The organism is Bradyrhizobium sp. SHOUNA76 (assembly GCF_023006445.1).
Taxonomy (GTDB): Bacteria; Pseudomonadota; Alphaproteobacteria; order Rhizobiales; family Xanthobacteraceae; genus Bradyrhizobium.
This window is the reverse complement of sequence record NZ_JALBHA010000237.1, coordinates 1-9,272: the sequence shown is the minus strand read 5'-3', so window position 1 is coordinate 9,272 and position 9,272 is coordinate 1. Positions and strand designations below refer to the sequence as shown.

8 protein-coding genes are annotated in these 9,272 nt (G+C 64.2%); 6 read left to right on the top strand and 2 right to left on the bottom strand.

Annotated features, from left to right (window positions below; all coding sequences use genetic code 11):
• Both MOV74_RS22345 and nadA read right to left on the bottom strand, forming a co-directional pair.
• On the bottom strand, nt 1–821 hold an 821-nt coding region (locus MOV74_RS22345), incomplete at its 3' end, for an FAD-dependent oxidoreductase (protein WP_246926890.1).
• A 181-nt stretch (nt 822–1,002) separates the two neighbouring features.
• On the bottom strand, nt 1,003–2,109 hold the full coding sequence (nadA, locus tag MOV74_RS22340; RefSeq protein ID WP_246926887.1) for a quinolinate synthase NadA: 1,107 nt from the start codon (nt 2,107–2,109) through the stop codon (nt 1,003–1,005).
• A 331-nt stretch (nt 2,110–2,440) separates the two neighbouring features.
• Here nadA and MOV74_RS22335 point away from each other — a divergent pair, with 331 nt between their 5' ends.
• From MOV74_RS22335 to MOV74_RS22310, 6 genes are all read left to right on the top strand, one after another.
• The gene (locus MOV74_RS22335; protein ID WP_246926872.1) at nt 2,441–3,694 is read left to right on the top strand and encodes an MFS transporter; all 1,254 of its coding nucleotides are present in this window, start codon (nt 2,441–2,443) and stop codon (nt 3,692–3,694) included.
• 41 nt (nt 3,695–3,735) lie between these two features.
• Nucleotides 3,736–4,722: an MDR family oxidoreductase gene (locus MOV74_RS22330; protein WP_246926868.1), complete on the top strand. Its 987-nt coding sequence runs from the start codon at nt 3,736–3,738 to the stop codon at nt 4,720–4,722.
• A 113-nt stretch (nt 4,723–4,835) separates the two neighbouring features.
• Nucleotides 4,836–5,435 carry a hypothetical protein gene (locus tag MOV74_RS22325; RefSeq protein ID WP_246926864.1) on the top strand — a complete coding sequence of 200 codons (600 nt, stop codon included), beginning with the start codon at nt 4,836–4,838 and terminating at the stop codon, nt 5,433–5,435.
• Between the two features lie 168 nt (nt 5,436–5,603).
• Nucleotides 5,604–5,867, top strand: a complete 264-nt coding sequence (locus MOV74_RS22320) for a DUF6894 family protein (RefSeq protein ID WP_246926849.1) — start codon at nt 5,604–5,606, stop codon at nt 5,865–5,867.
• Between the two features lie 202 nt (nt 5,868–6,069).
• Nucleotides 6,070–7,812, top strand: coding sequence for a methyl-accepting chemotaxis protein (locus tag MOV74_RS22315; RefSeq protein WP_246926846.1), 1,743 nt, complete (start codon nt 6,070–6,072; stop codon nt 7,810–7,812).
• A gap of 203 nt (nt 7,813–8,015) precedes the next feature.
• The coding region (locus MOV74_RS22310) for a methyl-accepting chemotaxis protein (RefSeq protein ID WP_246926843.1) at nt 8,016–9,272 on the top strand (1,257 nt) is incomplete at its 3' end.

Genomic DNA, 9,272 nt, shown 5'->3' with positions numbered 1-9,272 from the left:
ATGAAGCGCTCGCCGCTGCCGTTGATCAGCGTCGCGCCTTCGCCGCGCAACGCCTCGGTGGCGAGCGGTGCGGGATCGCGTCCGATCCTGATGGCGGTCGGGTGGAACTGCACGAATTCGGGGTCCGCGATCACGGCCCCGGCGCGCGCCGCGATGGCGAGGCCGGATCCGCTGGCCTCAAGCGGATTGGTGGTAACGGCATAGAGATGTCCGATGCCACCGGTGGCGAGCACCACCGCGCGCGAGGCGAGCAGGAACGGCCTCGCCGACGTGTTGACGGCCTCGCGCAATTGAAGGCCGGCGACGGCACCGCCCTCGATCAAGAGGGCTTCGGCGACGACACCTTCGATGATGTGGATCGACGGCGTGCGGCGCACCGCTTCGCTCAAGGCCGCGATGATCGCCGCTCCAGCGCCGTCGCCCCGCACATGCACGATGCGCCGGGCGGAATGTGCGGCTTCGCGCCCCACGGCGAGCCTGCCTTCGAGATCGCGATCGAAAGGAACGCCATAGGCCAGAAGATCATGAATGCGCGGCGCGGCCTCGCGCGCGATCCCAATTGCGACCGCTGCGTCGACAAGGCCGCCGCCGACCGCGACGGTATCGGCGGCATGCGCTTCCGGCGTGTCGCCTTCGGCCACTGCCGCGGCGATGCCGCCTTGCGCCCATGCGGAGGATGCGCCCAGTCCGAGCGGCGCAGCCGAGATCAAGGTCACCGGCCGCGGCGCGAGCTTCAGCGCACAGAACAGTCCGGCAAGGCCGCCGCCGACGATGACGATTTCGTCGGTGCTGCGGGTGAGGTTGTGGATGTTGTTGGTCATGTGTTTCCTCTTGCTCATCTGTCGTCCCTGCGGACGCAGGAACCCATACGCCGCGGCGGAAGTTGTCTTGCGAAGCTGCTTGTTGCCTTTCTTCGCAACCACATCTCCCGGTGGTTATGGGTCCCGGATCTGCGCTGCGCTTGTCCGGGACGACATTGGTGTTTGCCGCTACATTTTCCCTTCAATTCTTCAGATTGATCATCCGCTCGACCGAACGCCGCGCACGCACCGCAAGCGCGGGATCGATCGTCACCTCATCGCGCAGCGTCAGCAGGCTCTCCAAGATGTTGGCGAGCGTGATGCGCTTCATGTGCGGGCAGAGATTGCAGGGACGCAGCATCTCCACGTCGGGCAGCTCGGCGCGGACATTGTCGGCCATCGAGCACTCCGTGATCATCACCAGCCGTCGCGGCCGCTTTTCGCGCACCCAGTTGATCATGTGCGCGGTTGAGCCGGTGAAGTCGGCTTCCGCCAGCACGTCCGGCGGGCACTCCGGATGCGCGATGATCTGCACCGAGGGATCGGCCTCGCGAAACTCGCGCAGTTCCTTGCCGGTGAAGCGTTCGTGCACCTCGCAGGCGCCCTTCCAGGCGATTATCTTCACGTCGGTCTTCGAGGCGACGTAGGTGGCGAGATAGCGGTCGGGCAGGAAGATCACGCTTGGCGCGCCGAGGCTCTCGACCACCTGCACCGCGTTCGACGAGGTGCAGCAGATGTCGACCTCGGCCTTCACCTCCGCCGACGTGTTGACGTAGGCGACCACGGGCACGCCGGGAAATCTTTCGCGGAGCAGGCGGACGTCCGCGCCGGTGATGCTGGCAGCGAGCGAGCAGCCGGCGCGCATGTCGGGGATCAGCACCGTCTTGTCCGGGTTGAGCAGCTTCGACGTCTCCGCCATGAAGTGCACGCCGCACTGGACGATGATGCCGGCCTTCACCTTGGTTGCTTCGACGGCGAGCTGAAGTGAATCGCCGCCGATATCGGCGACGCAGTGGAAGATCTCCGGGGACTGATAATTGTGCGCGAGGATCACCGCGCCCCGCGCGCGTTTCAGCTCGTTGATCGCCTGGATCGTCGGCGCCATCAGCGGCCACTCGATCGGCGGGATCACATGCTTCACACGCTCATAGAGTGGCGCGGTGGCGCGCGCGACCTCCGGCGTCCATGCCAGTGAGGGCGTTGGCAGCGCGGGTCCCGTTCGTGCCGGCGCGGCACGAGGGGAGGCGGTGACTTGGCCCTGGGGCCGGTTGGCAAAGTCGTCGGGCCCGTAAATTCCAGCGATCGGCATCGAAGCCTCCCTTGCAGATATCGTTTATACTCATAGTGAGCATATATGGGGCCCAATTAATCTGGCCGGACGGCCAGCAAATCGAGTCAAATATGCTCAGTATGAGCAAATCGAAGATAACACGCTCTGCTGAAGACCGCCAGATTCTTCCGCACACATTTCCGTCAAGCACGGGCTTGGCGGTCGGCGAGGCCAGATTGAAACGCAATGCTCCCGCGGCAGCTCCCCGTGGAATGCAACCGTTTTTGACTTGGGGTTTTCATGCAAGTGCATTAAATGGCATGTTCGCGGCCGCCGCTTTGCCAGTCCGCCAAAGACAGACGAGGACAACATGTCGACATCAGCGGGCGAACTTGCTCCGGCCTCACGTTCCTCCAACTGGCGCACTCCGGCGGTCATCATTCTCTGCGGTTGTGCGATCGGCATGCTCGGCTTCGGACCGCGCTCGGCGCTCGGCTTCTTCGTGCAGCCGATGAGTCACGAATTCTCCTGGGGCCGCGACGTGTTTGGCCTCGCGATTGCCGTGCAGAACCTGTTGTGGGGCTTGGGCCAGCCGTTCGCCGGTGCGGTCGCAGATCGTTTCGGCCTGTTCCGGGTGATGTGCGTCGGCGCTCTGCTCTATGCCGGCGGCCTGCTGTTGATGCGCTACTCCTCGACGCCGTTGTCGCTCAACCTCGGTGCGGGCGTCATGGTCGGTTTTGGTCTCGCCGGCTGCTCGTTCAATCTGGTGCTGTCGGCGTTCGCCAAGCTCCTGCCGGCCGAGAAGCGCGGCCTTGCGCTTGGTGCCGGCACGGCGGCGGGATCATTCGGGCAGTTCCTGTTCGCGCCGATCGGCGTCGCCTTGATCGACAATTTCGGCTGGCAGCAGGCGCTTTCCGTGTTCGGCTTCCTGATGTTGCTGATCATCCCGCTATCGCTGGCGCTCTCGACGCCGCGGGTTTCGCATGCGACGCACGCGACGCCCGCGGACGATCAGACCTTCACCAGGGCGCTTGCCGAAGCCTTCGGCCACCGCTCCTATGTGCTGCTGGTGCTCGGCTTCTTCACTTGCGGATTCCAGCTCGCCTTCATCACCGTGCATCTGCCGGCCTTCCTGGTCGATCGCGGCATCACCGCGCAAACCGGCGGCTGGGTGATCGCGGCGATCGGCCTGTTCAACATCGTGGGGTCGCTGAGCGTCGGCTATCTCCAGAACTCGCTGCCCAAGCGCTACATCCTCTCGACCATCTACTTCACGCGTGCGCTGGCGACCCTCGCCTTCATCTCGTTCCCCATCACGCCGTTCTCGGCGATCGCGTTCGGTGCGGTCTCCGGCCTGACATGGCTGTCGACGGTGCCGCCGACCTCGGCGCTGGTGGCGCTGATGTTCGGCACGCGCTGGCTTGCAACGCTCTACGGCTTCGCCTTCGTCAGCCATCAGGTCGGCGGCTTCCTCGGCGTCTGGTTAGGGGGCATCGTCTTCGAGCGCTTCGGTTCCTATACGCCGATCTGGTGGCTCTCGATCCTGTTCGGTGTGCTCTCGGCGCTCATCAATCTTCCGATCGTCGAGAAACCCGTCGCACGGGCAGTTGCGCAGCCGGCCTGATCGGCTAAACATCCCGGTCAAACCAGTCAGGGAGTTCAGTCGTGGCCACATTCAAGGCGATCCGGATCGACAAGGCGGACAAGGGCACCACTGCCGCACTGACGCAGTTCGACGAAGCCGAGCTGATGGACGGCGACGTCACCGTCCGCGTCGAATGGTCGACGCTGAACTACAAGGACGGCCTTGCGCTCACCGGAAAGGCGCCGGTGGTGCGCCGCTTCCCGATGATCGCCGGCATCGACTTCGCCGGCACCGTCGAACAATCCTCGCATCCGCAGTGGAAGGCTGGCGACAAGGTCGTCTGCACCGGTTGGGGCATGGGTGAGACCCATCTCGGCGCCTATGCCGAGAAGGCGCGGGTGAAGGGCGACTGGCTGGTGGCCTTGCCGCAAGGCCTGTCGGCGCGCGATGCCATGGCGATCGGCACCGCCGGCTTCACCGCGATGCTCTCGGTGCTGGCACTGGAGAAGCACGGTCTGTCGCCGAAGAGCGGTCCCGTGGTGGTGACGGGTGCCGCCGGTGGCGTCGGCTCGGTCGCCACGGCCGTGCTTTCGAAGCTGGGCTATCACGTCATCGCTTCGACCGGCCGTGCCTCGGAGGCCGACTACCTGAAAGAGATCGGCGCGGCTGAAGTCATCGACCGTAATGAATTATCGGCACCGGCCAAGCCGATTGCAAAGGAGCGTTGGGCGGGCGGCGTCGACAGCGTCGGCTCGACCACACTGGCGAATCTGCTGTCGATGACGAAATACGGCGGGGCAATTGCGGCCTGCGGCCTGGCGGCCGGCATGGACCTGCCGTCGTCTGTCGCGCCCTTCATTTTGCGCGGGGTGTGCCTTCTCGGCATCGATTCCGTGATGTGCCCGATCGAGCCGCGGAAGGCCGCGTGGCAGCGCTTGGCGTCCGATCTGGATCGGACAAAACTATCTGAAATCACTCAGGAAATCCCGCTCGACGAAGTTCCGCAATGGGGCGCGAAAATCCTGGCCGGTCAGGTCCGCGGCCGCATCGTGGTAAAAATTGTCTAACGGCGTTCAGACTTTACCAACCAAGCTGCTTCAATGTCGCCATGGTTCGTATGGTAAGCAGCGGGTAAAGAGATAAGGCATCGCCCGCTGCGGGGGTTGGTTCGGAGTTGAGCATGCTTGCGCGTATTGTGTTGGGGGCTGTCACGGCGGCAGCAACGTTTGCGCCGGCCATTGCCGGAAGCATGAACGCCGACGAGGCGCGTCGCTTCGTGGCCGGCAAAGTGTTTGCCTTCACCTGTTTCGACGGCACCCGCGGTGCAGGCCGAATCCTCGACGACCTCGGCGCCGCCGGTGCGGTGCAGTTCTCAGGCGCGGGCCCGGTGAAACATCTCCGCCTGCCCGGCAACACGCTCCAGATCCGCGGCCAGAACGTCTGCGCCTCGATCAAGGGCATTCCGTTCGAGCCCTGTTTCAACCTCGAAAAGACCGATGATCGCAGCTTCCGCGGCTCGGTGTCGGGCATGGGCTTCGCCTATTGTGACTTCCATCACCAGGGCGGCAACCAGATGCTGATGGCCCGCGCCGCGGCCCGGCCGCGCTCGCTGCACAGGTCGGAGCACACCGGTTCGGTTGGTTCGTCCAACACCGAGATTGCCGCGCGCGTGGAGACGCCGCGCGTCGAGAGCAGCCGGCTCGAGCCGGTGAAGTCGGATACCAGGTCGGAGCCTGCCAAGAACGAGGGCCCGCTGGAGCTGCGCCGTTCGACCCAGTGAGACGGCCGCGCGCGTCAGTCCGCACACTTTTTCGTTGAAGACGTCCATCGAACACGAAGCCGCCGCGCCGTAGTCATACGGACGGCGGCTTTCATGCCTTGGTAGCTGTTCGCGCTCCAGTTTGCGTACGGCCGGGAGGGGGGCGCGGCCCGATAAAAGGGTTCAACGATGTCGCTGTACTTTTTCCGCATCAGCACCGGTCGCTATTCCGGCGCCGCCGACCAGCCGTATGAGTTCGACGATCGCGCAGCCGCCTGGGCCGAGATGACAGAGGTCTGCGCCAACCTGCTCGGTGGCATCGCGCGCGGCTTGAAGCCGAACGCCGAGTGGTGCATGGAGCTGCTCGACGAGAACAAGCAGCCAGTCTTCCGCATCAGCCTCGTCGGCGAGAGCCATCCGCTGACGGCGTCGCCGAGCGAGGGCGCGCGTTAACGAATGCGATGCTTGCAAATCCGCGAAACTACGTGCCATTGCGCGCAAAACGTGTGGAGTTCGACTGGGTTTAGGCAAGAGCCGTGCGTAATTCTACCTAGCCTGCAGCGGTCGCACTTAACGTTAACGAGGTACTTCCAGTTTAGCCTTCCCGGAGTTTTCGCGCTTCGTCGCGGCAAATGCGTATCCGGGGATATTTTCGATGACGTTCATTCAGAACCTGCGAATCGGCACCAAGGTCGCCATCACCTCCGCGCTGACCATCGGGCTCGTCGCGCTGATGATCTTCCTCCAGACGAGCGGGAATGCCGAAGTCCAGAAACTCGGCAATGAAGCGTCGGGACAGCAGGCGATCGCGCAAAACGCCGCGGAAGCGAAGGCGTCGGTCCGGGGCATGCAGATCGGCATTCGCGATATCCTGATGGCGTCTGCTCCGGCCGAGATGCAGAAGGCCGCCACCTATTTCAACGACCGGCAGACGGCGGCGCTGAAATTCGCCGGTGAGATGGCCAAGCTGTCGCGCTCGGCTGAAAATCACAAGCGGATCGATCGCCTGACCGCGCTGATCGGCGACTACGGCAAAGGTCAGCAGCAGATCGAGGCCATCCGCAAGCAGGAACTCGCACTCGACGGGAAGAAGGACGGCGAAGCGTCGGTGCAGCTCGCAAAGCTCGCGTCTGAGGTCGATCGTATCCGCAAGGGGACGCTGGGGCCGATCAACGAAGAGATATCCGAGCTGGCAAACCAGATCACCGACTTCGCCAAGCAGAAGAGCCGTGAGGCGCGCGCCGAAGCGGAAGCCGAGGCCGTGTCGGTTGGCCGGACGTCGTTCGTCACCGGCGTGCTGGTCGCGCTGGTCCTGATCGGAACGTGCATCTTCTCCGTCTTCAGCATCGCGCGGCCCATGCGCGCGCTGACGGTGGCGATGGAAAAGCTTGCCGGCGGCGATTTCTCGGTGGTGCTGCCCGGCCTCGGCCGCAAGGACGAGGTCGGCGAGGTCGCCGGTGCCGTGGAGAAATTCAAGGTCGTCTCGGAGCAGAAGGCGCGCGCGGAAGCGGACGCCAGGATGCGGCAGGATCAGATCGCGGCCGAGCAGCGCAAGGCCGAGATGTACAGGCTGGCCGACAGTTTCGAAGGCGCCGTCGGCGAGATCGTCGGGACGGTGTCGTCGGCCTCGACCGAGCTTGAGGCCTCCGCTACCACGTTGACGTCGACCGCCGAGCGCACACAAGAGCTCACCACCGTTGTGGCGGCAGCATCGGAAGAAGCATCAACCAACGTGCAGTCGGTGGCATCCGCAACGGAGGAACTTTCCTCCTCCATCACCGAGATCAGCCGCCAAGTGCAGGAATCCGCCCGCGTCGCCAGCGAGGCGGTCAGCCAGGCCCGCACCACGACGGACCGTGTCGGCGAGCTTTCCGCGGCCGCGGCGCGGATCGGCGACGTGGTCGAACTGATCAACACCATCGCCGGCCAGACCAATCTGCTGGCGCTCAACGCAACCATCGAGGCCGCTCGCGCCGGCGAGGCTGGACGCGGCTTTGCCGTCGTCGCTTCCGAGGTCAAGGCGCTCGCCGAGCAGACTGCGAAGGCGACAGGTGAAATCGGGCAGCAGATCGCCAGCATCCAATCCGCGACCGAGCAATCGGTTGGCGCGATCAGGGACATCAGCGACACTATCGAGAAGCTGTCGGAGATTTCTTCGACCATCGCTGCCGCCGTCGAGGAGCAGGGCGCGGCGACGCAGGAAATTTCCCGCAACGTGCAGCAGGCGGCCGAGGGCACTCATCAGGTGTCGTCCAACATCACCGACGTGCAGCGCGGCGCGAGCGAGACGGGTTCGGCGTCCTCGCAGGTGCTGTCCGCCGCGCAGATGCTGTCCGGCGACAGCAATCGCCTCAAGCTCGAGGTCAGCAGGTTTCTCGGCACCGTGCGCGCCGCCTGACGTTCCTATCAGTGCGTGTGATTAACCTCATGCGCGCGCGTACCGTGCTGGATTGCAAGGGCTTTTCGCGCTGACCCAGTATTTTTCCGGGAGCCATTATTAACCAATTCGGAATGGCAGTCGCTCACGTTTTGGGCAAGGGCGATCAACGCCTGGGCGGCCGACAATGATTTGGCTGCGAATTTCCCCAGGGAAACGTGGCCATGTTGAGCCTTGTTCAGAATGTGCGGATCGCGACGAAGCTTGCGATCGCGTCGGCCTTCGCCATCCTGCTGGTCCTTTCCATGATAGCAAGTCATCTTGTCGGCAACGGCGATGTGCGTCGTTCCAATCAGGCTGCATTCGCGCAACTGGAATTGGCGCGCGAGGCGGTGGAAGCCAAGCTTGCGGTGCGCAGCATGCAGCTCGCCGTCCGGGACATTCGGCTGGCCAACAACGCAGGCGAATTGCAGAAGGCGAGCGAGGCTCTCCTCGAACGACTTGGAACGTTGACCAAGCTTGCCGAAGCGATGTTGAAGCTGTCGCAGGTGTCCGAAAACCGGACGCGGATGGAGAAGCTCAAGAGTCTCGGTGCGAATTATGTCAAGGCAGCCCAGCAGGTGGCTGCGATCCGCGGCGAGGCAATTGCCCCGACGGGAGCGGATACGACTGCCCGTGTCGCGAAGCTCGTCGAAGAAGCGGCGCGTCTTACCCGCGAAGCGACGCTGCCACTTGCGGCCGAAATGGATCAGATCGCCAGCCAGATCGCCGATTTTGCCAAACACAAGGGCGAAGACGAGATCGCGCTCTCTCTCAAGGAGATGGCGTCGAGCGAGCACATCGGAATGATCGTCGGCGCGCTCGCCGCGCTCGTCCTCGTTGGCTCCTGGCTGATGTCGTTCCTGACCATCGCACGGCCGATCCGTGCGCTGACCGTGGCCATGGATACGCTCGCGGGCGGCGACTTTTCTGTGGTGCTGCCCGGGCTCGGCCGTAAGGACGAGGTCGGCGGCGTGGCTGCGGCCGTCGAAAAGTTCAAGGTCGTGTCCGAACAGAAGGCGCGTGAGGAGGCCGAGGCCAAGATCAGGCAGGATCAGGCTGCAGCCGCGCAGCGCAAGGCCGAGATGCATAGGCTGGCCGACGGCTTCGAAGCCGCGATCGGTGAGATTGTCGATACCGTGTCCTCGGCTGCGACCGAACTGGAAGCCTCGGCGTCGACATTGACATCGACTGCAGAACGCGGGCAGGAGCTCACCACCGTGGTGGCTGCCGCCTCCGAAGAGGCGTCCACCAACGTGCAGTCGGTGGCGTCAGCGACCGAGGAGCTGTCGTCCTCGATCACCGAGATCAGCCGCCAGGTGCAGGAATCCGCCCGCGTCGCCGGCGAGGCGGTCATCCAGGCCCGCGCCACGACGGATCGTGTCGGCGAGCTTTCCGCGGCCGCGGCGCGGATCGGCGACGTGGTCGAACTGATCAACACC

What these genes read in the sequence shown, in the direction of transcription:
- nadA (WP_246926887.1), bottom strand. Translation starts at nt 2,109, where the DNA reads ATGCCGATCGCTGGAATTTACGGGCCCGACGACTTTGCCAACCGGCCC.
- MOV74_RS22335 (WP_246926872.1), top strand. Translation starts at nt 2,441, where the DNA reads ATGTCGACATCAGCGGGCGAACTTGCTCCGGCCTCACGTTCCTCCAAC.
- MOV74_RS22325 (WP_246926864.1), top strand. Translation starts at nt 4,836, where the DNA reads ATGCTTGCGCGTATTGTGTTGGGGGCTGTCACGGCGGCAGCAACGTTT.
- MOV74_RS22320 (WP_246926849.1), top strand. Translation starts at nt 5,604, where the DNA reads ATGTCGCTGTACTTTTTCCGCATCAGCACCGGTCGCTATTCCGGCGCC.
- MOV74_RS22315 (WP_246926846.1), top strand. Translation starts at nt 6,070, where the DNA reads ATGACGTTCATTCAGAACCTGCGAATCGGCACCAAGGTCGCCATCACC.